The 21,103-nt window shown below is 63.2% G+C and carries 19 protein-coding genes; 10 read left to right on the top strand and 9 right to left on the bottom strand.

Going from position 1 to position 21,103, the window contains the following annotated elements:
• Nucleotides 1-15 precede the first annotated feature (15 nt).
• Nucleotides 16-549, bottom strand: coding sequence for a protein TolR (gene tolR / locus EK16_RS07890; protein WP_081910371.1), 534 nt, complete (start codon nucleotides 547-549; stop codon nucleotides 16-18).
• A gap of 115 nt (nucleotides 550-664) precedes the next feature.
• Entirely contained in the window at nucleotides 665-1,390 is a 726-nt protein-coding gene (tolQ, locus tag EK16_RS07885) for a protein TolQ (protein WP_038036302.1), read from the bottom strand.
• A gap of 368 nt (nucleotides 1,391-1,758) precedes the next feature.
• On the opposite strand from tolQ, the gene EK16_RS07880 reads away from it, so the two are divergent.
• The 6 genes from EK16_RS07880 to EK16_RS07855 all read left to right on the top strand — a co-directional run bounded on the left by EK16_RS07880 (nucleotide 1,759) and on the right by EK16_RS07855 (nucleotide 7,396).
• Entirely contained in the window at nucleotides 1,759-2,652 is an 894-nt protein-coding gene (locus tag EK16_RS07880) for an HpcH/HpaI aldolase/citrate lyase family protein (protein ID WP_038035735.1), read from the top strand.
• Nucleotides 2,649-3,719: a MaoC family dehydratase gene (locus tag EK16_RS07875; RefSeq protein ID WP_038035734.1), complete on the top strand. Its 1,071-nt coding sequence runs from the start codon at nucleotides 2,649-2,651 to the stop codon at nucleotides 3,717-3,719. Before EK16_RS07880 ends, EK16_RS07875 begins: the two co-directional genes overlap by 4 nt.
• A gap of 155 nt (nucleotides 3,720-3,874) precedes the next feature.
• Nucleotides 3,875-4,273, top strand: coding sequence for a succinate dehydrogenase, cytochrome b556 subunit (gene sdhC / locus EK16_RS07870; protein ID WP_038035733.1), 399 nt, complete (start codon nucleotides 3,875-3,877; stop codon nucleotides 4,271-4,273).
• Between the two features lie 50 nt (nucleotides 4,274-4,323).
• The gene (gene sdhD, locus EK16_RS07865; protein WP_038035732.1) at nucleotides 4,324-4,707 is read left to right on the top strand and encodes a succinate dehydrogenase, hydrophobic membrane anchor protein; all 384 of its coding nucleotides are present in this window, start codon (nucleotides 4,324-4,326) and stop codon (nucleotides 4,705-4,707) included.
• A gap of 26 nt (nucleotides 4,708-4,733) precedes the next feature.
• Complete coding sequence (gene sdhA, locus EK16_RS07860) at nucleotides 4,734-6,593, top strand: succinate dehydrogenase flavoprotein subunit (protein WP_038035730.1); 1,860 nt, start codon at nucleotides 4,734-4,736, stop codon at nucleotides 6,591-6,593.
• Nucleotides 6,594-6,616: 23 nt separating this feature from the next.
• The gene (locus EK16_RS07855) at nucleotides 6,617-7,396 is read left to right on the top strand and encodes a succinate dehydrogenase iron-sulfur subunit (RefSeq protein WP_038035728.1); all 780 of its coding nucleotides are present in this window, start codon (nucleotides 6,617-6,619) and stop codon (nucleotides 7,394-7,396) included.
• Nucleotides 7,397-7,403: 7 nt separating this feature from the next.
• Here EK16_RS07855 and EK16_RS07850 read toward each other — a convergent pair whose 3' ends face one another.
• A complete protein-coding gene (locus EK16_RS07850) occupies nucleotides 7,404-8,291 on the bottom strand; it encodes a polyprenyl synthetase family protein (RefSeq protein ID WP_038035726.1) in 888 nt (295 codons plus the stop codon).
• 54 nt (nucleotides 8,292-8,345) lie between these two features.
• Nucleotides 8,346-10,232 carry an ABC transporter transmembrane domain-containing protein gene (locus EK16_RS07845; RefSeq protein WP_051929081.1) on the bottom strand — a complete coding sequence of 629 codons (1,887 nt, stop codon included), beginning with the start codon at nucleotides 10,230-10,232 and terminating at the stop codon, nucleotides 8,346-8,348.
• A 378-nt stretch (nucleotides 10,233-10,610) separates the two neighbouring features.
• On the opposite strand from EK16_RS07845, the gene rpmE reads away from it, so the two are divergent.
• Entirely contained in the window at nucleotides 10,611-10,838 is a 228-nt protein-coding gene (rpmE, locus tag EK16_RS07840) for a 50S ribosomal protein L31 (RefSeq protein WP_038035725.1), read from the top strand.
• 521 nt (nucleotides 10,839-11,359) lie between these two features.
• Here the strand turns inward: rpmE and EK16_RS07835 are convergent.
• A complete protein-coding gene (locus EK16_RS07835; RefSeq protein ID WP_038035723.1) occupies nucleotides 11,360-12,148 on the bottom strand; it encodes an MOSC domain-containing protein in 789 nt (262 codons plus the stop codon).
• A gap of 270 nt (nucleotides 12,149-12,418) precedes the next feature.
• Between EK16_RS07835 and clpB the strand changes: the two genes are divergently transcribed.
• A complete protein-coding gene (clpB, locus tag EK16_RS07830) occupies nucleotides 12,419-15,043 on the top strand; it encodes an ATP-dependent chaperone ClpB (protein WP_051929080.1) in 2,625 nt (874 codons plus the stop codon).
• Between the two features lie 679 nt (nucleotides 15,044-15,722).
• Here the strand turns inward: clpB and EK16_RS12285 are convergent.
• The 3 genes from EK16_RS12285 to ruvC all read right to left on the bottom strand — a co-directional run bounded on the left by EK16_RS12285 (nucleotide 15,723) and on the right by ruvC (nucleotide 17,252).
• Nucleotides 15,723-15,896: a hypothetical protein gene (locus tag EK16_RS12285; protein ID WP_156098526.1), complete on the bottom strand. Its 174-nt coding sequence runs from the start codon at nucleotides 15,894-15,896 to the stop codon at nucleotides 15,723-15,725.
• Nucleotides 15,897-16,116: 220 nt separating this feature from the next.
• On the bottom strand, nucleotides 16,117-16,752 hold the full coding sequence (gene ruvA / locus EK16_RS07820) for a Holliday junction branch migration protein RuvA (RefSeq protein WP_038035720.1): 636 nt from the start codon (nucleotides 16,750-16,752) through the stop codon (nucleotides 16,117-16,119).
• A complete protein-coding gene (gene ruvC, locus EK16_RS07815; RefSeq protein ID WP_038035719.1) occupies nucleotides 16,749-17,252 on the bottom strand; it encodes a crossover junction endodeoxyribonuclease RuvC in 504 nt (167 codons plus the stop codon). The genes ruvA and ruvC overlap by 4 nt, the downstream gene beginning before the upstream one ends.
• Nucleotides 17,253-17,434: 182 nt before the next feature.
• Here ruvC and leuD point away from each other — a divergent pair, with 182 nt between their 5' ends.
• Both leuD and leuB read left to right on the top strand, forming a co-directional pair.
• Nucleotides 17,435-18,037, top strand: a complete 603-nt coding sequence (gene leuD / locus EK16_RS07810; RefSeq protein WP_038036299.1) for a 3-isopropylmalate dehydratase small subunit — start codon at nucleotides 17,435-17,437, stop codon at nucleotides 18,035-18,037.
• Nucleotides 18,038-18,086: 49 nt separating this feature from the next.
• Complete coding sequence (gene leuB, locus EK16_RS07805; protein WP_038035718.1) at nucleotides 18,087-19,196, top strand: 3-isopropylmalate dehydrogenase; 1,110 nt, start codon at nucleotides 18,087-18,089, stop codon at nucleotides 19,194-19,196.
• A 118-nt stretch (nucleotides 19,197-19,314) separates the two neighbouring features.
• Here leuB and EK16_RS07800 read toward each other — a convergent pair whose 3' ends face one another.
• On the bottom strand, nucleotides 19,315-20,967 hold the full coding sequence (locus EK16_RS07800; RefSeq protein WP_038036297.1) for an acyl-CoA dehydrogenase family protein: 1,653 nt from the start codon (nucleotides 20,965-20,967) through the stop codon (nucleotides 19,315-19,317).
• Nucleotides 20,968-21,103: the final 136 nt, after the last annotated feature.

Raw genomic sequence — 21,103 nt, 5'->3', positions numbered from 1 at the left:
CTGCAGCAGGCACATTCAGCGCCGCCTGTCGCTGCGGCCGCCCTTCTTGTTTCCCTTGCCGGAGCGACGCGCGCTCTTGCCGCCACCCGTATCATCGGCAGGCGCTGTCACCAAAGCCAGGCGCTTGAATCCGGCACCGGACAGCGCCCCCATCACCTTCATCACCGTGCCATAGTCCACATCCTTGTCCGCCCGCACATAGATGCGCTCGTCATAGCCGTTCTCGGCAATGGCCTTCACCTTGGCCGCCAGCGTCTCCGCATCCACGGGCGTATCCATGAGATAGACGGTGCCATCCTGCTTCACCGTCACCGTCACCGGTTCCTTCTCGCCCTGTAGCGGCTTTGCCTTTGTTTTGGGCAGTTCAATGGGCACCCCCACCGTCAGCATGGGGGCCGCCACCATGAAGACGATGAGCAGCACCAGCATCACGTCCACAAAGGGCGTGACGTTGATCTCGCTCATCGGCACGATGCGGGAGCGGCGCCTGCGGCCATTGCGCCTGCCGTTTCCCGGCATCAGCCCGGTGGTGTTCACGCCTGCGCCCATGTCTCACCCGCCTTCAAAATTGCTGCACCAAATGCCCGAAATGCCTGTCTCATCGCCTCTCGTCCGGGCGGCCGCACCTGCCCAGTTCTGTCCTATGTGCCTTTCTCCGCCTGTTTCAATAGGCCTCTTCCAGTTGCCGCGAGAGAATGGCCGTGAACTCCTCGATGAAGTTTTCCATCCGCGCGCCAATACGAGCGATGTCATTGGCAAACTTGTTGTAGAAGATCACGGCCGGAATGGCGGCAAGAAGGCCAAGCGCGGTGGCAAACAGCGCCTCCGCCAGACCCGGCGCCACCACCGCCAGGTTGGTGTTCTTGGAAATGGCAATGGCCTGAAACGAATTCATGATGCCCCATACCGTGCCGAACAGGCCGATGAAGGGCGAAACCGACCCCACCGTTGCCAGCACCATCAGCCGCTGCTCCAGCCGCGCGATCTGCCGCTGCAGCTCCACGTCCATCACCTTCTCGATGCGCTGCATCAGCCCGGCCACGCCGGCCCGTGCCGCCGCCGTCTGGGAGCGGCGCCACTCCTCCATCGCCGCCAGGAACAGCGCCACCGTCCCCACTCTTGGCCAGTGCAGCACCGCCGCCTCGATCTCATCAAGCGACTGGCCGGACCAGAACAGCTCCTCAAACCGGTCCATGGTGCGGCGTGCCTTGCGCAGGGCGGCGAATTTCTCAAAAACGATCGCCCAGCACAGGATCGAGGCGATAACGAGCCCGAGCATGACCAGCTTGACCACGAGGGTCGCGCGCATGAACATGCCGAAAAGGGAAAAATCGGGCGCGCCCGCCGGTGTTGCCAGTTCCACTTCCATGCCGCCCTCTCTGCCGGCCATGTCCGCGCCATCCGCCATGCACTTAGCCAGAGTGCCCTGTCAGGATGCGCGGCATGGACTTGCGCAATCATGTTGTCAAAACTGCGGCAGCGGTGCATCAGCGCCATTCGGCATCTCGGCATGATGCTAATGCCATCGGATACATGCCGCCGCCATCATCGCAGCATAAGGCCCCTTTTGGTTAACGCCCGGTTACGCGCCGTCTCAACAAGGGAAATTCGGCCATTCCGGCAAGAACACCCGGATGCCCATGCGTAAAAAATGACCGGTCTGCGGGTCAAACCAAAGTCTTTCTTGGGAGCGGCCTGAAGCCATTGCTAGCATCGGCTTATCACGAAATTCCCACGAAACAGAAAAACGGCAAGACCATGACCATCCGGCCACGCCGCTCCGTTCTCTACATGCCCGGCTCCAACACCCGCGCCCTTGAAAAGGGCCGCACCCTGCCCGTGGATGCCCTGATCCTCGATCTGGAGGATTCCGTCGCCCCGGACGCCAAGGACACCGCGCGCCAGCAGGTGCAGGACGCACTCGCTCAGGGCGGCTATGCTCCGCGGGAGGTCATCATACGCATCAATGCGCCGGATACCCCGTGGTTTGCAGACGATCTTGCCATGGTTGCCGCCGTCCGCCCCGATGCCGTTCTTCTGCCCAAGGTGCGAAACGGCGAGGATGTGCGCGCCATGAGCCGCGCCATGCGGGAAAACGGCCTTGGTGACACAGGCCTGTGGATCATGATGGAAACGCCGCTTGCCATCCTCAACGCCGGGGAGATCGCCGCAACCCGTAAGGAAACACCGCTTGCCTGCATGGTCATGGGCACCAACGATCTTGCGCGCGAAACCGGCGCTTCCCTTGCGCAAGAGCGGTTGGCCTTCCTGCCCTGGCTTGCAACCTGCGTTGCCGCGGCGCGCGCACATAACCTTGCCATCATCGATGGTGTTTACAACGATTTTCGCAACGAGGAGGGCTTTCGCGCGGAATGCCAACAGGGCCGCCTGATGGGCTTCGATGGCAAGACCCTCATCCATCCCGCCCAGATCGAGGCGGCCAACGCCATTTTCGCCCCGACGGAAGAGGATGTGGCCTGGGCGGAGGAGATCGTGAAGGCCTTCTCCCTGCCTGAAAACGCAGGCCGCGGCGCCATCTCCCTCAACGGCCGCATGGTGGAGCGGCTGCATCTGGAAATCGCCGAGCGCACATTGAGCCTTGCCCGCGCCATTGCCGAAAGACAACAGCACGTTTCGGGAGAGCAGTCATGAGCGAGACGGCCGGCAACTTTTTTGAGGATTTCAGCCTCGGTCAGGTGATTCGTCATGCCACGCCGCGCACCTTGAGCGAGGGCGAACGCGCGCTTTACACCGCGCTTTATGGCCCCCGTTTTGCCGTTCAGTCATCGGATGCCTTCGCCCGCGGCCTGGGCTATCCGGCAGCGCCGCTTGATGATCTCATCGTCTTTCACACCGTCCTCGGCAAGACCGTGCCGGACATCTCGCGCAACGCCATCGCCAATCTCGGCTATGCCGAGGGCCGCTTTTTAAAGCCCGTCTATCCCGGCACATCGCTCACAGCCACCAGCGAGGTCATCGGCTTAAAGCCCACATCCAACCGCAAGGCCGGCATCGTCTGGGTGCGCACCCGCGGCTATGACGAGGAAGGCGACTGTGTGCTCGAATACGCCCGCTGGGTCATGGTGGCACGCAAAATCCCTTTGCCCGAAGATGCGCCGCTGGAAGAGGCCACGGTGCCCACCCTTGCCGAGGCTGTCTCCCCGGAAGGTCTCGGTGCCGGCCTGCCGGAGGATTTCGATCTCTCCGCCTGGGATGATGCGCTTTCCGGCTCAGCCCGCCGCTGGGAGGACTATGAGGTGGGCGAATGCATCGATCATGTGGACGGCATGACCGTTCAGGAAGCCGAACACATGATGGCCACGCGCCTGTGGCAGAACACCGCCCGGGTGCATTTCGACGCCCTTCTGCAGAAGGACTCCCGCTTCGGCCGTCCGCTCGTCTATGGCGGACATGTCATTTCCATCGCCCGCGCCCTCAGTTTCAACGGGCTTGCCAATGCCTTTCACATTGCAGCCATCAATGGCGGCGTGCATGCCGCACCGGTCTTCGCCGGCGATACCATCTACGCCTGGTCGGAAATCATCGACAAGGCGCAGCTCCCCGAGAGAAACGATGTCGGTGCCCTGCGCATCATCACCTGGGCAGTGAAGAACCGCACCGCGGCAGATTTCCCCGGACATGCTCAGGAAGGCAAGGACTATGAGGATGGTGTGGTGCTGAAATTCGACTACTGGGCGCTGATGCCGAGAAGGGGCTGATGCCTTTTGCATTGCCGCCTGACCGGTTAGCCCCGTGCAACCACAGGCGGAAAAAGACGAATGGCCAACTGGAAGCCGGCGCCGCCATCGGATAAGTTCGCATGCGGGCATCGTTCTTGGGATGCCCGCGCCGTCAGACATCGGGAGCGACGATCATGAGCGACCATGATCCGCGACAGAACAGGCCTCTTTCGCCCCATCTGCAGATCTGGAAACCCAACCTCACCATGGCCATGTCCATCCTCCACCGCATCACGGGGGCGGCGCTTTATTTCGCCATGGTGCTGGCCGCCTGGTGGCTGGTGGCCCTGGCGTCCGGGCCGGACTATTTCGCCTTCGTGGACGGCATTTTCCGCTCCTGGTTCGGCCTGATCGTTCTTTTCGGCGCCAGCTACGCCCTGTTCCATCATGCCATGGGCGGCATTCGACATCTCGTGTGGGATACGGGCCGTGCCTTTGCCATTCCCGCCGCCGAGCACATGGCCATCATGTCGCTCATTCTCGCCGTCGCTTTCACGGTGATTCTCTGGCTGGCCGGGTTCGTCGCGTCATGACCGTGTATTCGCGCATTGAGGCATTGTTCTGTAAGGGAGCCGCAAGACCCATGGCCAGAAGCTTCGTCACGCCTCTTTCCCGCGCCCGCGGCAAGGGCAGCGCCCATGAAGGAACCCATCACTTCATCGCCCAGCGGGCCACCGCACTCGCCGCCATTGTGCTGACGCTTTTCCTGGCCGTGATCCTCGTCATGCTCGCCGGGCGCGATTATGCCGCCGCCCGCACCCTTATTGCCAATCCCTTTGTTGCCGCGGCCCTGACGGCCACAGCCGCCGTCTTCTGCTGGCACATGAAGCTTGGCATGCAGGTCATCATCGAGGATTACGTTCACGGCAGGATCCTGCGTCCCGCCCTGCTCTTTGCCAATGCCGCCTTCAGCGCCGCAATCTTCCTGCTGGTGGTGGTGGCCATCGGCAAGATCGCCTTCTCCTGAATTCCGATCGCAAGGAGCCCCAATCCATGGCCGACGCCGAATGGAAGAAGACCGTTGAGGGATCCCGCCCCGTCTTCGAGCTTCATGTCTCGGGCCGGGCCTATACCATCATCGATCACACCTATGACGTCGTTATCGTCGGTGCTGGTGGTGCGGGCCTGCGCGCCGTCGTCGGCTGTGCCCAGGCCGGGCTGAAAACCGCCTGCCTGACCAAGGTTTTCCCCACCCGGTCCCACACCGTCGCCGCCCAGGGCGGGATTGCCGCCGCGCTCGGCAACATGGGCCCGGATGACTGGCGCTGGCACATGTACGACACGGTGAAAGGGTCCGACTGGCTGGGCGATCAGGACGCCATCGAATATCTCGCCCGCAATGCGCCGGCTGCGGTCATCGAGCTGGAACACTGGGGCACACCCTTTTCCCGCACCGAGGAAGGCCGCATCTACCAGCGCGCCTTCGGTGGCATGACCACCCATTTCGGCGAGGGGCCGCCCGCGCAGCGCACCTGCGCCGCCGCCGACCGCACCGGTCATGCCATGCTCCACACCATGTATGGCCAGGCCCTCAAGCACAAGGCGGAATTCTTCATCGAGTATTTCGCGCTCGACCTGCTCATGGACGACGACGGCGCCTGCCGCGGTGTCATGGCCCTGTGCATGGAGGACGGCACCATTCACCGCTTCCGCGCCCATGCCGTCATTCTCGCCACCGGCGGCTACAACCGCGTCTATTTCTCCTGCACCTCCGCCCACATCTGCACCGGCGACGGCAACGCCATGGTCATGCGTGCCGGCCTGCCCGTGCAGGATATGGAATTCGTGCAGTTTCATCCCACCGGCATCTATGGCGCCGGCGTTCTCATCACCGAGGGCGTGCGCGGCGAAGGCGGCTATCTCACCAATGCCTTCGGCGAACGGTTCATGGAACGCTATGCCCCGCATGCCAAGGACCTGGCCTCGCGTGATGTCGTCTCCCGCGCCATGATGATCGAGATCCGCGAAGGCCGCGGCGTCGGCCCCAACAAGGATCATATCTATCTCCATCTCGATCATCTGGGCGCAGATGTCATCAACGAGCGCCTGCCCGGCATTGCCGAATCCGCCCGCATCTTCGCCGGTGTCGATGTCACGCGCGAACCGATCCCCGTCATTCCCACCGCGCACTACAACATGGGCGGCATCCCCACCAACTGGCGCGGCGAGGTCATCTGCCCGCGTGATGGCGATCCGGATGCCGTCGTCCCCGGCCTCTTCGCCTGTGGCGAGGCAGCCTGCGCCTCCGTGCATGGCGCCAATCGCTTAGGCTCGAATTCCCTGACCGACCTCGTCGTTTTCGGACGCGCCACCGCCCAGCGCGCGGCGGAACTCATCCGGCCGGGCGCGCCGCATCCAGACCTGCCAAAAGACGCCGGAATGCACGCCATCGAGCGCCTGGATGCCGTCCGCCATGCTTCCGGCGGCACCCGCACATCAGAACTGCGCATCGCCATGCAGAAGACCATGCAGCATGACTGCTCCGTCTTCCGCACCGGCGAATCTTTGAAAGAGGGCGTGCGCCGCATCACCGAGATCTGGAACGGGCTCGATGATCTCGCCATTTCCGACCGCTCCATGATCTGGAACACCGATCTCATCGAGGCCCTGGAGCTGCAGAACCTCCTGCTCAATGCGGCAGCCACCGTGGTCTCGGCCGAGGCGCGCACTGAAAGCCGCGGCGCTCATGCCCGCGAGGATTATCCGGAGCGCGACGATGCCAACTGGCTGAAGCACACCCTCGCCTTCGCCGATGCCGAAAAACGCAATGTGCGTCTCGATTATCGGCCGGTGCACACCTATACGTTGACCGACGAGGTGGAATACATTCCGCCCCAGAAGCGCGTCTACTGACAAAGATTAAGGAACGACGAGCGATGGTGCAGCTCACCTTGCCCAGAAAGTCCCGCCCTGTTCCCGGCCGCACCTGGCCGAAGCCTGAGGGCGCCAAGCGCATCAAGGAGTTCCGGATCTATCGTTATGATCCCGATGCCGGCGACAATCCGCGCATCGACACCTATTTCGTCGATCTGGACGCCTGCGGACCCATGGTCCTGAACGCGCTTCTCTGGATCAAGGACAATATCGATTCCACGCTCACCTTCCGCCGCTCCTGCCGCGAGGGCATCTGCGGCTCCTGCGCCATGAACATTGATGGGGAAAACACGCTCGCCTGCATCAAGCCCATCGACGAGATCAGGGGGGCGGTGAAGGTCTATCCCCTGCCGCACATGCAGGTCATCAAGGATCTCGTGCCGGATCTCACCCTTTTCTATGCCCAGCACCGGCTCATCGAACCCTGGCTGAAAACCGACACGCCCGAGCCGGACCGGGAATGGCTGCAGTCCAGGGAAGACCGGGCCAGGCTCGATGGCCTTTATGAATGCATTCTCTGCGCCTGCTGCTCCACCTCATGCCCCAGCTACTGGTGGAACGCCGACCGGTACCTCGGCCCGGCGGCGCTGCTGCAGGCCTGGCGCTGGATCTCCGACTCCCGCGATGAGGCCACCGGCGAACGCCTGGATGCGCTCGACGATCCCTTCCGCCTCTATCGCTGTCACACCATCCTCAATTGCGCCCGCGTCTGCCCCAAGGGCCTCAATCCCGCCCGCGCCATCGCCATGATCAAGAAAACCCTCGCCGAACGCACGTTGTGAATGCGGGTTATTTTCGCCGTTCGATGATGAAGCGGGCGGCTTCGCGCAGAAGATCGGCGCGCGGGCCGTAGGGATCCACGGCGGCGATAGCGCGCTCCACCAGCGCCTCGGCCCGCTTGCGCGCACCGTCCACGCCATAGAGATCCACAAAGGTGGCCTTGCCCGCCTCTGCGTCCTTGCCCGTGGCCTTGCCCAGCTCTTCCGGCGTGGCCTCCACATCGAGAATGTCATCGGCGATCTGAAACGCAAGCCCCACGGCATCGGCATAGTCCTGCATGCGGCGCCGATCCTCCGCGCCGGCCTGCGCGAGAATGGCGCCGGCCAAAAGGGCGAAGCGAAACAGCGCCCCCGTCTTCAGGCGCTGGATGCGCAGGACATCCTCTTCCGCGTGGGAAGGCGCCTCCTCCGCCTGCAGATCCAGCATCTGTCCGCCGACCATGCCCTCATGTCCGGCCGCCTGTGCCAGCGCCGCAATCAGCTCCGCGCGCACGGCAGCATTAGGATGGGTCTCCTCCCTGGCAAGGATGAAGAAGGCATGGGTCAGCAGCCCGTCACCGGCAAGAATGGCCGTGGCCTCGTCGAACTGTTTGTGCACTGTCGGCCGCCCTCGGCGCAGATCGTCATCATCCATGGCCGGCAGATCGTCATGCACCAGCGAGTAACAGTGCACGCATTCCAACGCCGCACCCGTGCGCAGCGCCGCCCGGTCATCCGCGCCCAGAATCCGCGCGCTTTCCCGCACGAAAAAGGGCCGGATGCGCTTGCCCGCCCCAAGGGCCGCATAGCGCATGGCCTCCACCACACGAGGCGCCGCCGCACCTTTGAGAGGAATCAGCTCATCCAGCAGCGTATCCACATCCCGCGCCGTCTTTTTCAAGGCCTCCAGAAAGCTCATGCGCACGCCCCGCGTTGGTTCACCGTCTTCCGATTGCGCCCCGCAGCCTTAAGATCATCCCTGCTCACCCTGAACGAGGTCGGCTTCTCCATTGGCAGCCATGTCGAACTGCAACCGCGCCAACCGCGCATAGAGCCCGCCCTTGGCCACCAGCTCCTCATGCGTGCCCTCATCCACGATGCGGCCATTGTCCATGACGATGATGCGATCCGCCTCCCGCACCGTGGCCAGCCGATGGGCGATGGCCAGGGTTGTGCGCCCTTCCATCAGGGTTTCCAGCGCCGCCTGCACATGCTGCTCGCTTTCGGCATCCAGCGCGCTCGTCGCCTCGTCCAGAAGCAGGATCGGGGCATTGGCGAGAATGGCGCGGGCGATGGCGATGCGCTGGCGCTGTCCGCCGGAAAGATTGACACCCCGCTCGCCAAGCATGGTGTTCAGCCCATCCGGCAGCTTCTCCGCGAATTCGTCCACCCGCGCCGCCCGCGCCGCGGCCAGCACCTCCTCGTCACTGGCCTCAGGATTGCCAAAACGGATGTTCTCCAGAATGGTGCCAGTGAAGATGACCGTCTCCTGCGGCACCAGGGCCGTGCGCGCCCGCACCTGTTTGGGATCGGCCTTGCGGATGTCCACGCCATCAATCATCACCGCCCCGGAATCGGGATCATAGAACCGCAACAGCAGCGAGAAGATGGTGGACTTGCCCGCTCCCGACGGCCCGACGATCGCCACCCGCTCGCCCGGCTTGACCGAAAGCGAAACCCCGTCCAGCGCCTTGTGATCCGGCCGTGTCGGATAGGTGAAGGTCACATTGTCAAAACGCACCTCCCCGCGCGGCGGCTCCGGCAGCGGTTCCGGCCTGGCCGGAGCGGTGATCTGCGGCTTCGTATCCAGTATCTCGGCCAGCCGCTCCGCCGCGCCGGCGGTGAGCTGCACCTCGCCCCAGACCTCCGAGAGCGATCCCAGCGAACCGGCGGCGAAGGCGGCATAAAGCACGAACTGACCAAGCTCGCCGCCGGTGAGCCGCCCGGCCAGCACATCCTGCGCCCCCAACCACAACACGGCAACAATGGCACCGAAGGCGATGAAAATGATTGCCGCGGTCAGAAACGCCCGGGCCCGCGTACGCTGCACCGCCGCCCGAAAGGCAATACGCGTTGCTTCGGCAAACCGGCGGATTAGGCGATCTTCCTGACGATAGGCCTGCACCACCGCCACCGCCGGCAGTGCTTCTTGCGCCAGCGAGGCCGTCTGCGCCAGGGTGTCCTGCGCCTGGCGGGAAAGGCTGCGCACCTTGCGGCCATAGATCACCAGCGGCAGGATGATGAGGGGGATGGCCAGAAGCGTAAGCCCCGAAAGCTTTGGCGAGGTCACCACCATCATCACCACCGAGCCCACAAGCAGCAGCAGGTTGCGCAGCGCCTGCGACGCCGTGGTGCCAAAGGCTGACTTGATCTGTGTGGTATCAGCGGTGAGCCGCGAGAGCACCTCGCCAGTGTGCGTTTTCTCATAAAAGGCCGGTGAGAGTTTCAGCAAATGGGCGAAAACATCGGTGCGCAAATCGGCCACCACCTTTTCGCCCAGCCAGGTGACGTAATAATACCGCGCGGCGGATGCCGCCGCCAGGATGCCGGCCACCACCAGCATCATCGCAAAATACTGATTGACGAACTGGACATTCTCCGCCGAGAAGCCATGATCGATCACCCGCCGCACCGCCAGCGGCACCGCCAGCGTGGCCAGCGCGGCGGCGATCAGCGCCACCAGCGCCATGGCAACATGGCCGCGATGGCGCATGAGATAGGGAAGAAGCCGCTTGAGAGGCTTGAGATTACGGCTTTTCGCCCGTCGCTTGGGGTCGGTCACGATACCGCCCGCCTCGGCGGTATCGCTCTCATCCGTCGCTGCGCTCTCCTCCACCTCTCTGATGCGTCTTCTTCTCATGGTCGCTTCCGTCCCCCCTGATCTGCCGACAATAGCGTACAAACGGACTTAAAAACAGCGCACCGTAAAAAGCGCGGGACTTAGACGCACGCCCTTGAGCCACCTGCTTTCACAAACGCCATTTCGCTGGTCTTTATACTCCGCATCCGCCGCCATGCCAGCGGCAAATCGCCCCGTTTGCGCCTTTCTCCTCGTTTGCGGCGCAGCGGCCTTGCTAAACAGCCCCGTCTCGGGTATAGGAGCCGCGAAAGCCGGGTCGGGAGCGCAAAATTGCGCGCTCCCGCCGTTTTTCGTTGTCCGGAAAGGACAGCGTCAGCGTTGAAGGAATTCCGCCCCGGCCGGTGTCGGGCGCGACAGCAGACAGGATCGCCGAGAGCCATGAAAAAGGACATCCACCCCGATTATCACTTCATTAAGGTGGTCATGACCGACGGCACCGAGTACATCACCCGCTCCACCTGGGGCAAGGAGGGCGATGTGCTCCACCTCGAGATCGACCCCAAGTCCCATTCCGCCTGGACCGGCGGCCAGCAGGCCCTGGTGGACAGGGGCGGCCGCGTCTCCCGCTTCAAGGAGAAGTTCGGCTTCCTCATGGGCGAGAAGTGAACATTCTCGCAGATTGTGCGCATGCTCGCCTGCGCATGCCTGTGACATGACGGAACGGAATTCGCCGCCCCGCGTATGGGACTACCGCGGCGAGATCATGAAAGGGCCCGGTTTCCGGGCCCTTTTTGCGTTTGCGGCAAGAAACCGGGCGCAATGACTGCAGGCAACACATAGCGCCCCCATAGTACACGACACAACGTCACCATTTTTTCTCGTCACCCCGGCGAAAGCCGGTATGACGACGCGGGTGTCGTGTAGTGTGTAGCGCCCCACATTGGCACGTGCCGCCTTACCATCCGGCCATCAAAATTAAAGGGCCCCGGAACGGGGGCTTTCCGGGGCCCCGGCTCCACATCCGCCCCTCGCAAGGCGCGGAGAGGAACCGGCTGCGACATATGCATTTCCTCTCATGAAAAATCCAGCGATTATCACGGGAACTTCCCGCGCATGTGCAACAGTGTGATCTTGTCACAAAACAGCCCGCCGTCAGACAGGCCGGAACGTGGCGGATGTGCGCTGCATCACGTCTCGGCGATGCTGATGCGGTCGCCGGGTCTGATCACGCCCTCGGCGATGGGTTCCAGATACAGGCCGCAATCCTTGTGACCATAGACATCCAGCATCGTGCGGGGGATGTTCATGTCCCGCTCGCCGGTCTCGGGGTTGACGCCCGTGGCAATGCAGCGCCCGATCCGCTCTTGTGCCACGAACATCGGCTTGCCATTGACGAGGATGGTCTTGCCCAGCCAGGAAAATTCCTCCCAGGCCTCCGGGCCCTCGATATAGATGTTGGCACGGAAACGCTCCTTGTGCACGGGCTTGCCGACAACGCGCGCGATATCCGCCACGCTGGCGAGATTGATGAGAGAAAGATAGGGCTTGGGCACGTCGAAGAAATGATGTTCCCCGGCGCCGACCACGCGGGGCGGACCGGGGATCTCATCCCCCAGCCAGGCGGCGAGGAACTGCTCGATGATGTGCCGTCCCACCGGCGTCGTCAGCTGCCCCTTGGCCACCTGCTCGCCCTTGCGCAAGAGTGTGAGCGTTGCGGTTTGCGGATCATAGCGGCTTTCAAGCTCCGCCAGCCGCGCGGTGTTGACAAGCTGCAGGAACTTGCCCTTCGGCACGTGCCGTGGATTGAGCGGATCGAACACGCGCGCCCCCCGCTCGATGGCCCAGCGCCTGTCGTGCGCCAGCGGCTTGTGCGGCTCTATCTGCGCCTCCTTGAGCGCAAGGCCGGAAAGCCCCTTCACCGGCCAGATGTACAGCGACTCGATCCGCGCTTCTTGTATCGTGCCGTTCTCGCTCATGATCCAGGAACCTTTTTTGCCTGCCCACACTTGTGAGCCCTTTTCTGCACACTATATCGGTTTCAGGCAATGGTGCGCATGGCCGCTGCCGCAGGCGGGGCGGCCATGGGCGAAAGAGCAAAGAGCACACTTCCTTTCGGGGAATTTCAATGACCAAGACGCGGCAGGGCAAAGTTCCCGGAAACGGTGCCGAAAACCGCATGCCGGAACCTTCCCGGCGTGTATGAACAGGGCCGTTTCATGCCGCGGGCTTGAAGGGAGAAAGGACACATGAACCTCGAGAAATACACCGACCGGGCCAAGGGTTTCATCCAGTCGGCGCAACAGGCGGCACTCGCTGCCGGGCATCAGCAGTTCACGCCGCTGCACCTGTTGAAAGTCCTGATGGACGATGATCAGGGCATGGCCGCCAACCTGATCAAGGCGGCCGGTGGCGATCCGCGCCTGGTGCAGGCGGACGTGAAGGCGGCGCTGGACAAGCTGCCGAAGGTGGAAGGCGCCGGCGCCGGCCAGCTCTATCTGGCGCCGGAGACCGCGCGCGTCTTCCAGCGCGCCGAGGAGCTGGCGAAGAAGGAAGGCGATTCCTTCGTCTCGGTGGAGCGGCTTTTGCATGCGCTGGCCATCGAGCCCTCCGAGGCCGCCGATATCCTGAAGAAGGCGGGTGTGACGCCTGTGGCCCTGAATAAGGCCATCGACGAGATGCGCGGCGGCCGCAAGGCGGATACGGCCTCGGCGGAAGAGACTTACGAGGCGCTCAAGAAATACGCCATCGACCTGACCGAAAAGGCGCGCGAGGGCAAGCTGGATCCGGTGATCGGGCGTGATGAGGAGATCCGCCGCACCATCCAGATCCTTTCCCGCCGCACCAAGAACAACCCCGTGCTCATCGGCGAGCCGGGCGTGGGCAAGACGGCCATCGTGGAAGGGCTGGCCCAGCGCATCGTCAATGGCGATGTGCCCGACAGCCTGAAGGACAAGCGCATCCTGGCGCTGGACATGGGCGCCCTCATCGCCGGCGCGAAATACCGCGGCGAATTCGAGGAGCGGCTGAAGGCCATCATCAACGAGGTGGTGAACTCCAACGGCAAGATCATTCTCTTCATTGACGAGATTCACAACCTCGTCGGTGCCGGCAAGTCCGAAGGCGCCATGGACGCCTCCAACCTGCTCAAGCCTGCGCTGGCGCGCGGCGAGCTGCATGTGATCGGCGCCACCACGCTCGATGAATACAAGAAGTACATCGAGAAGGACGCCGCGCTGGAGCGCCGTTTCCAGCCCGTCTACGTCAAGGAGCCGACGGTGGAGGACACCATCTCCATCCTGCGCGGCCTGAAGGAGAAGTACGAGACGCATCACGGCGTGCGCATTACCGATTCCGCGGCGGTGGCGGCGGCGACCTTGTCCAACCGCTACATCTCCGACCGCTTCCTGCCGGACAAGGCCATCGACCTTCTGGACGAGGCGGCGGCGCGGCTGCGCATGCAGGCCGAGTCCAAGCCCGAGGCGCTCGATGAGCTGGAGCGCAAGATCATCCAGCTGAAGATCGAGCGCGAGGCCCTGAAGAAGGAAACCGACGAGGCCTCCAAGGAGCGGCTGGAGAAGGTGGAGAAGCAGCTGGCTGAGCTGGAGCAGCAGGCTGCGGAGCTCACGGCCAAGTGGCAGGCGGAGAAGTCGCGCCTGGATGAAGAGAAGAAGCTCAAGGAGGAGCTGGACAAGGCCCGCATCGAGCTGGAGCAGGCCCAGCGCTCCGGCGATCTCACCCGCGCCGGTGAGCTGGCCTATTCCGTGATCCCGCAGCTTGAGCAGAAGATCAAGCAGATGCAGGAGCAGGAGAAGGGCTCTTCCGAGCTTCTGCGCGAGGAAGTCACGGAAAAGGACGTGGCGCAGGTGGTCTCGCGCTGGACCGGCATTCCGGTGGACAAGATGCTGCAGGGCGAAAACGAGAAGCTCCTGCACATGGAGGAGGAGCTCTCCAAGCGCGTGGTCGGTCAGGAGGAGGCGGTGCGCGCCGTGTCCACCGCCGTGCGCCGGGCGCGCGCCGGCCTGCAGGATCCCAACCGGCCCATCGGCTCCTTCCTCTTCCTCGGCCCCACCGGCGTGGGCAAGACCGAGCTGGCCAAGGCGCTTGCGGAGTATCTCTTCGATGACGAGAACGCCATCCTCCGCATCGACATGTCGGAGTTCATGGAGAAACACGCCGTGGCCCGGCTCATCGGCGCCCCGCCCGGCTATGTGGGCTATGAGGAAGGCGGTGTGCTCACCGAGGCGGTGCGTCGCCGGCCCTATCAGGTGATCCTGTTCGACGAGATCGAAAAGGCACACCCGGATGTGTTCAACATCCTGCTGCAGGTGCTGGATGACGGCCGCCTGACCGACAGCCATGGCCATACCGTGGACTTCCGCAACACCATCATCATCATGACGTCCAACGTCGGCGCCGAGTATCTGCTCGAGCTCGGCGAGGACGAGGATGTCGATAAGGTCCGCGATCAGGTCATGGCTGAGGTGCAGCGCACCTTCCGGCCCGAGTTCCTCAACCGGCTGGATGCCATCATCCTCTTCCATCGCCTGAAGAAGAAGAACATGAAGGCGATCGTGGAGATCCAGCTGGGCCGTCTGGAGAAGCTCCTGGCCGATCGCAAGATCCGGCTGGACGTGGACGACGCCGCCAAGGAGTTCCTCGCCGAAAAGGGCTACGATCCGGCCTTCGGCGCCCGGCCGCTGAAGCGGGTCATCCAGGCCTGGGTGCAGGATCCGCTGGCGGAGATGATCCTCGCCGGCAAGATCAAGGACGGCGATACCGTGCACATCACCGCCGACGATCAGGGCCTGATCATCAACGGCGAACACGTCAAGCCGGAGAAAACGGCCGGCATCGCCAGCGCCGCGGCTTAACAGACCTGAAAGACGCAAACCACACGAGAAAGGGCGGAACGGCCTTGCGCCTTCCGCCCTTTCCTTGTGCCCCAACGATTTTCATTAATGCACACTACACGACGTCATGCCGGCGAAAGCCGGTATTTCAGGCCACAAATGCATGAATTTGCGGCCCGAGACCCCGGCTGATCTACGGGGTGACAAAGCACATGGTTCTTATCAGGGACTGTCCCTTGTGCGGACTGAGTCCAGACGAAGCGCCCTCTGCCCCACATCCCGCATCACCTGTCGCCCCTGGACAGCCGGGACAAGCCCGGCTGTGACGGAGTTGGGGAAAGCGAGGTGAAATACAACAACCTTCTCCCTCGCCACAAGAAAGGAGATAGTCACCAACCTATTGAATTTCCATACACTTTCGTCATTGCCGACCTTGCCTGTCCCGGGCTTGAACCGGGAACCCGGCAATCCAGGTCACACGCTGAGGCGGTTATGGAGGGTGATGACATTCGCCGGCAGGCTTGACTTAAGCCTTATGGAAATAAAATGCCGGAACGGGAGTGTATTCCGCTCCAAAATGATTTGGGGGGGAATTTTCCCCGCCGTGAATGTCCTGAATGAACGAGATGAACACCCAGCCGGATTCTTGGCAGAAGGATATCCGAGATCCTTCCCGTATCAGATCAAAATTCAAGCGTCCTTACCACTTCTTTTGGCACTTGCCTTCCTCGTCCAACTTCTGACACTCCTCGCATCCCTTGTCGTTGTGCGGGATGTAATGGCGGACGGTGTAGTCCTCCTTTGGCCAGCCGGAGCAGTTCTCGCACCAGTGCCAGACGTCACCACCGTATTTCTTGCGATACACCTTGCGCATGGATGTTTCCTCCTCCTGTTATCATTGCGTGATGCCGACAGGCCCGCGCCTGACGGAATGGGAAACAAGGGCAGTCAAAGACCTTTTCTTGCGTCTTTGCCGCCGCTCAATGCCGATCGCAAGGGCGGAAGCGCCCCCCGTCCCTTCATTTCTGGGAAGCGGAAAGGCCCATTTCAACCTTTCCCATGCCGGAGAAAACGCAAAACGGTCAAAAGCGTTTTCAGGCCGAGGCCAGCCCTTTTAGCGCCAGCCGGATGAGGCGGGCGGCATCCGCGCCCTCGCCGGCTTCCTGAATGGCTGAGGCCACCGCCGAGGCCGCCTGAGTCTTTGGATAACCGAGATTGACGAGGGCCGAAATGGCATCCTTCGCTTCGGCCGAGGCCTCTTCGTCCACCAGGCCGGACGGCGCCTGCGCCGCCAGGGCCGCGGCTGTCTCCGCCGGCACCGACAGGGTCTCGGGCAGACGATCCTTCAGCTCCGAGCAGATCCGCCGCGCCAGCTTCGGCCCCACGCCCTGGGCGCGGGTGAGCATGGTCGCATCGCCCATGGCGATGGCCGTGGACAGTTCTGCCGGGGACAAGGCCGAAAGCAGGGCCAGCGCCACCTTCGGCCCAACACCCTGAACATCGGCGAGAAGGGCATACCAGTCCCGCTCCTGCGGCGTGGCAAAACCGAGAAGGCGCATCGCGGTTTCGCTGACCAGCATGATGGTGAACACTTCCGCCGCCTCGCCGGGGGGCGGTAAGGCCGCCAGCGTGCGCGCGGAGGCTTCCACCAGATACCCCACGCCATGCACATCGATGATCAGCCAGTCCGCGCCCTTCGAATCGATGATGCCCTTCAGTTTCGCAATCATGATTGTGCAAGCCGCATGGCGGCTCCCCTGTGATGGGCGTGACAGATGGCCACGGCGAGCGCATCCGCTGCATCGGCGCTCTCAGGCCTGGCGCGCGGCAGCAGAATGCGCACCATCGCCGTCACCTGCCGCTTTTCGGCCGTGCCCGTGCCGGTCACCGCCTTCTTGATCAGCCGGGGCGCGTATTCCGCCACCTTCAATCCCGCCTGCGCCGCCACCAGAAGCGCCACGCCCCGTGCATGGCCGAGTTTCAAGGATGCCTTGGCATCGCGGGAGACGAAAGTTTCCTCCACCGCCACTTCCGCCGGCGCATGCGCGGCAATGACGGCGGTGAGCGCCTCGTGCACGCAAAGCAGGCGTTGCGCCATTGGCGCATCCGCATCCGGGCGAATGACCCCGCAGGCGATGAAGGCAAGTCGTGGCCCTTCGCACTCGATAACACCCCAGCCCGTATTGCGCAGGCCGGGATCCACCCCCAGTATGCGAATCCGTTCGCTCATGCCGGCAGATTAGAGGCTGTGCGCGACAAGCGAAAGGCAAAGAGGCGCCCCTGCTTGACGGATTGTGGATTCGGCGCGAAAAAGGCCGCCAGGTTCAAGGCCGCCCCATGACACCGCGCCGCCAGCTCTGGCCGCGGGCGGCCGCAAGGCAGGAAACCCGTTTACAGGCAACAGGAAGAGCCATGGAGAAGTTCGTGCGCCTTGAGGGCATCGCCGCGCCGCTGCCCCTGACCAATGTCGATACCGACATGATCATCCCCAAGCAGTTCCTCAAGACCATCAAGCGCTCAGGCCTGGGCAAGGCCCTGTTCTATGAACTGCGCTACAATGAGGACGGCTCGGAAAATCCGGATTTCATCCTCAACCGCGAACCCTGGCGCAAGGCCAGCATCCTTGTCGCCGGCGAAAATTTCGGCTGCGGCTCCTCGCGCGAGCACGCGCCCTGGGCCCTGCTGGACTTCGGTATCCGCTGCATCATCGCACCCAGCTTTGCCGACATCTTCTACAACAACTGCTTTCAGAACGGCATTCTGCCCGTGAAATTGCCCAAGGCCGAGGTGGACCGCCTCATGGCCGTGGCCGAAAGCGACATGCCCGAGCTTGCCGTGGATCTCGAAAAGCAGCAGATCGAGGCGCCCAATGGTGTCACCATCCCCTTCGACATCGATCCCTTCCGCAAGCACTGCCTGCTCGAAGGGCTGGATGACATCGGCCTCACCTTGCAGAAGCTGGACGTGATCGAGGCCTTCGAGAAGGACTACGCCGAACGTTTTCCGTGGTTGTAAGCCACGTTTGCCGGACTGACGGAAGATGAGGAGAGAGGGGTAAGGGGACATGGCCACCTACAAGGTTCTGCTGCTGCCCGGAGACGGCATTGGCCCGGAGATCATGGCCGAGGCGAAAAAGATCCTCGACTGGATGAACGAAACCGGCATTGCCCGTTTCGAGATGGAGGAAGGGCTCGTCGGTGGCGCCGCCTATGATGCCCATGGTGTTGCCATCTCCGAGGAGGACATGGACAAGGCACTGAAGGCTGATGCCGTGCTCTTCGGTGCCGTTGGTGGCCCGCAGTGGGATGACGTCCCCTACGAAGTGCGGCCCGAGGCCGGCCTGCTGCGCCTGCGCAAGGATCTGGAGCTCTTCGCCAACCTGCGCCCGGCCATCTGCTATCCGGCGCTGGCCGATGCGTCCTCTTTAAAGCGCGAGGTGGTGGAAGGCCTGGACATCCTCATCGTCCGCGAGCTGACTGGCGGCGTCTATTTCGGCGAGCCAAAGGAGATCGTCACGCTGGAATCCGGCGAAAAACGCGCCGTGGATACCCAGCTCTATCACGAGCATGAGGTGGAGCGCATCGCCCGCGTCGCCTTTGATCTCGCCCGCGCCCGCAATAATCGCGTGCATTCCGCCGACAAGAAGAACGTGATGAAGACGGGCGTGCTCTGGGATGATGTCGTCCGCCGCGTTCACGAAACCGATTATGCGGACGTGGAACTGCACCACATCCTCGCCGACAACTGCGCCATGCAGCTGGTGCGCTGGCCCAAGCAGTTTGACGTCATCGTCACCGACAACCTTTTCGGCGACATTCTCTCCGACGTGGCCGCCATGCTCACCGGCTCGCTGGGCATGCTGCCTTCCGCCTCGCTCGGCCCTGCCGATGCGGAAGGGCGCCGCCGCGCCATGTATGAGCCCGTGCACGGCTCCGCGCCGGACATCGCCGGCCAGGGCAAGGCCAACCCCATCGCCATGATCGCCTCGCTCGGCATGATGCTGCGTTATTCCTTCGGCATGGGCGATTGGGCGGACAAGGTGGATCAGGCCATCGCCAACACTTTGGCCAGGGGAGTCGCCACCGCCGACATCGCCTGGGACGGCGCGCGCGTGGTCTCCACCGCCGAAATGGGCGACATGATCCTGGCCGAGCTCAAGGCCCTGGCCGGGTGAGCCATGGATCAGACACTCACCTGAAAACCGGCCCGCTGTGACGTGACAGTCATCCCTTGCCATTCACACCGCCCGGAACATCCATGTCGGACGGTCACAAGATTTCATGCGCGCCTTTTCAGCTCTCCAGCAGGCGGCGGGCGATGACTTCCGCCTGGATTTCGGCCGCGCCCTCGAAGATGTTGAGAATGCGCGCATCGCACAGAACGCGCGAAACGGGAAACTCCAGGGCGAAACCGTTGCCGCCGTGAATCTGCACGGCATTGTCCGCCGCCGCCCAGGCCACGCGCGCCGCCAAGAGCTTGGCCATGCCGGCCTCCATGTCGCAGCGCCGTCCGGCATCCTTCTCCCGCGCGGCGTAATAGGTGATCTGGCGTGCGGCCATGATCTCTGCCGCCATCAGCGCCAGCTTGTCCGCCACCCGCGGGAAATCGATGATCGGCCGTCCGAACTGGATGCGCTCTTCGGCATAGCGCAGGCCAAGATCCAGTGCCGACTGTGCCACACCAATCGCCCGCGCCGCCGTCTGGATACGCGCAGCTTCAAAGGTGCGCATCAGCTGCTTGAAGCCCTGGCCTTCCTCCTCGCCCAGCAGATTTTCCGCCGGCACCGCAAAATTTTCAAACCGCAGCTCGAACTCCTTCATGCCGCGATAGCCAAGCACGGGAATTTCCGTGCCCGTCAGTCCCTCCACCGGGAAGGGATTCTCCTCCGTTCCGCGCGGCTTTTCGGCCAGGAACATGGACAGCCCCTTATAACCAGGCTCGTCGGGATTGGTGCGGGCAAGCAGCGTCATGAGATCGGCCCGGGCCGCGTGCGTGATCCAGGTCTTGTTGCCGGTGATGCGCCAGACATCACCATCCCGCACCGCCCGTGTCGTCAGATGCGCAAGATCCGAGCCGTGATTGGGTTCGGTGAACACCGCCGTCGGCAGGGTTTCGCCCGAGGCGATGGCCGGAAGCCAGCGCTCCTTCTGCGCCTCGGTGCCGCCGGTGAGAATGAGCTCGGCCGCGATTTCCGAGCGCGTGCCCAAGGAGCCCACGGCGATCCAGCCGCGCGAGAGCTCTTCGGAAACCACGCACATGGCCTCCTTGCCCATGGCCAGCCCACCGTATTCCTCCGGGATCGTCAGGCCAAAGACACCAAGCTCCGCCAGCTCGCCGATGATGTCCATCGGAATGTAGGCATCGGCCAGATGCCATTCCTGCGCCTTCGGCTCCACCCGTTCGCGCGAAAAGCGCGCCATGTGCTCGCGCATGTCATCAAGCATCTCATCCAGGCCGCAATCGCCATAGGTGAGATGCCCCTGCGCCTCCCGCATCAGGGCAACGAGCTCGGCCCTGTTTGCGCGGGTGTTGCCCGCACGCAAAAGCTCTCCGGCGGCGCCTTCCTGCATGGGCACCAGATCCGCCTGCTCCAGCCCGAGATCGGCGGGCCGCACGAATTCGGCCTGATTCATGGGAATGGCCGAAACGATCTGCCGCGCCATCTCTCCCCCGGCCACGGAGAGCACCAGCCGCTCCATATCGCCCAAGCGCCCCTCGGCGGAAAGCCGTTCGGCGAGATCGGCAAGCTGGGTCAGGGTCTCGGCCGTGGTGGCGAACCAGGCAAGCCCGTGCGTGGCATGCTGCTGCGCCGTCATCTCCGCAGGCAGCAGTTTGCCTTCGGCACAGACCTTAGAAGCAATCTGCGCCTTCGCCTTTTCCTTCAAGGCCACGGCCTTCTCGGCCGCCTCCTTCAAGGACGCCGCAAGATCCCCGATCACAGCCATGATCCCGCCCTCTTCAAATGCCTCGGTTTTCGCATGCCAGGGATGCAAGGAAATGTGGCTTTGCATCCTAAGGCGGCCCGGGCAGGCACGAAATTGGTCAAACGGAGAACCATACGCCCCCGAAAAAGACCGTGGC

Origin of the sequence: Thermopetrobacter sp. TC1 (assembly GCF_000746275.1) — a bacterium.
GTDB lineage: Bacteria > Pseudomonadota > Alphaproteobacteria > Rhizobiales > Aestuariivirgaceae > Thermopetrobacter.
The sequence above is the reverse complement of the archived record's forward strand: the minus strand, read 5'-3'. Positions and strand labels throughout refer to the sequence as shown.

What these genes read in the sequence shown, in the direction of transcription:
- tolR (WP_081910371.1), bottom strand. Translation starts at nt 549, where the DNA reads ATGGGCGCAGGCGTGAACACCACCGGGCTGATGCCGGGAAACGGCAGG.
- tolQ (WP_038036302.1), bottom strand. Translation starts at nt 1,390, where the DNA reads ATGGCCGGCAGAGAGGGCGGCATGGAAGTGGAACTGGCAACACCGGCG.
- EK16_RS07880 (WP_038035735.1), top strand. Translation starts at nt 1,759, where the DNA reads ATGACCATCCGGCCACGCCGCTCCGTTCTCTACATGCCCGGCTCCAAC.
- EK16_RS07875 (WP_038035734.1), top strand. Translation starts at nt 2,649, where the DNA reads ATGAGCGAGACGGCCGGCAACTTTTTTGAGGATTTCAGCCTCGGTCAG.
- sdhC (WP_038035733.1), top strand. Translation starts at nt 3,875, where the DNA reads ATGAGCGACCATGATCCGCGACAGAACAGGCCTCTTTCGCCCCATCTG.
- sdhD (WP_038035732.1), top strand. Translation starts at nt 4,324, where the DNA reads ATGGCCAGAAGCTTCGTCACGCCTCTTTCCCGCGCCCGCGGCAAGGGC.
- sdhA (WP_038035730.1), top strand. Translation starts at nt 4,734, where the DNA reads ATGGCCGACGCCGAATGGAAGAAGACCGTTGAGGGATCCCGCCCCGTC.
- EK16_RS07855 (WP_038035728.1), top strand. Translation starts at nt 6,617, where the DNA reads ATGGTGCAGCTCACCTTGCCCAGAAAGTCCCGCCCTGTTCCCGGCCGC.
- EK16_RS07850 (WP_038035726.1), bottom strand. Translation starts at nt 8,291, where the DNA reads ATGAGCTTTCTGGAGGCCTTGAAAAAGACGGCGCGGGATGTGGATACG.
- EK16_RS07845 (WP_051929081.1), bottom strand. Translation starts at nt 10,232, where the DNA reads ATGAGAAGAAGACGCATCAGAGAGGTGGAGGAGAGCGCAGCGACGGAT.
- rpmE (WP_038035725.1), top strand. Translation starts at nt 10,611, where the DNA reads ATGAAAAAGGACATCCACCCCGATTATCACTTCATTAAGGTGGTCATG.
- EK16_RS07835 (WP_038035723.1), bottom strand. Translation starts at nt 12,148, where the DNA reads ATGAGCGAGAACGGCACGATACAAGAAGCGCGGATCGAGTCGCTGTAC.
- clpB (WP_051929080.1), top strand. Translation starts at nt 12,419, where the DNA reads ATGAACCTCGAGAAATACACCGACCGGGCCAAGGGTTTCATCCAGTCG.
- EK16_RS12285 (WP_156098526.1), bottom strand. Translation starts at nt 15,896, where the DNA reads ATGCGCAAGGTGTATCGCAAGAAATACGGTGGTGACGTCTGGCACTGG.
- ruvA (WP_038035720.1), bottom strand. Translation starts at nt 16,752, where the DNA reads ATGATTGCGAAACTGAAGGGCATCATCGATTCGAAGGGCGCGGACTGG.
- ruvC (WP_038035719.1), bottom strand. Translation starts at nt 17,252, where the DNA reads ATGAGCGAACGGATTCGCATACTGGGGGTGGATCCCGGCCTGCGCAAT.
- leuD (WP_038036299.1), top strand. Translation starts at nt 17,435, where the DNA reads ATGGAGAAGTTCGTGCGCCTTGAGGGCATCGCCGCGCCGCTGCCCCTG.
- leuB (WP_038035718.1), top strand. Translation starts at nt 18,087, where the DNA reads ATGGCCACCTACAAGGTTCTGCTGCTGCCCGGAGACGGCATTGGCCCG.
- EK16_RS07800 (WP_038036297.1), bottom strand. Translation starts at nt 20,967, where the DNA reads ATGGCTGTGATCGGGGATCTTGCGGCGTCCTTGAAGGAGGCGGCCGAG.